This is a genomic window from Dyella japonica DSM 16301, from assembly GCF_001010355.1.
Classification (GTDB): Bacteria; Pseudomonadota; Gammaproteobacteria; order Xanthomonadales; family Rhodanobacteraceae; genus Dyella; species Dyella japonica.
Window position 1 is genome coordinate 1 of the sequence record NZ_JPLA01000073.1, and the last position, 601, is coordinate 601.

Sequence of the window (601 nt, forward strand, 5' to 3'; positions counted from 1 at the left end):
CGTTGATGACCGCATGATGTCGAGTGGTTTTATGTCTCGTATTATTGCATGGGAATGTACAGCTAACAGGCCACTAATGAATAAGAGTATGCTCCTGGAATATCCAGAAGCAATTCTGCGCACTATTGGAGCTATCTATAAACAAGCTGTGCGTATTATGTCAGGGACTGCTCCATGTTATGTTGAAATGGAAGCAGAGGTACACGAAGCGTTTGATAACCTTGATAATGTTGTTGCGAAGTTCCTGAATAGCGGTAATGACGGTGAACAGGTACAGGATGAAGTAATTCGTCAGATGTACACAAGAAAGGCGTTGAAGGTATTGCGTATCGCCTCCCTTCTTGCTGTAGCGGATAACAGTGAGCGTCCTATTGTTACTATGGAACATTATCGTTGGGCTGAGTCATTTATTGATCAGGGTAACGAGCGTTTCTTAGAGAAGCGTAATAGTGGGCAGATTGGCTCTACAGATAGTACCAGTCGTGAGAAAATAATGCTCAGCTCTATCAAGAAGTTCTTGGATGGGGAAGTTAAAGCTGGCGTGTATAAACGGTTCCCGATGTTCAAGGGTGCGTTTATTGTTGCACGGAGTGACTTATGT

1 protein-coding gene is annotated in these 601 nt (G+C 43.6%); it reads left to right on the plus strand.

All coding sequences use genetic code 11. The annotated features are described in order from the left end of the window. Positions 1-76: 76 nt before the first annotated feature. On the plus strand, positions 77-601 hold a 525-nt coding region (locus Y882_RS20150; protein WP_162207436.1), incomplete at its 3' end, for a DUF3987 domain-containing protein.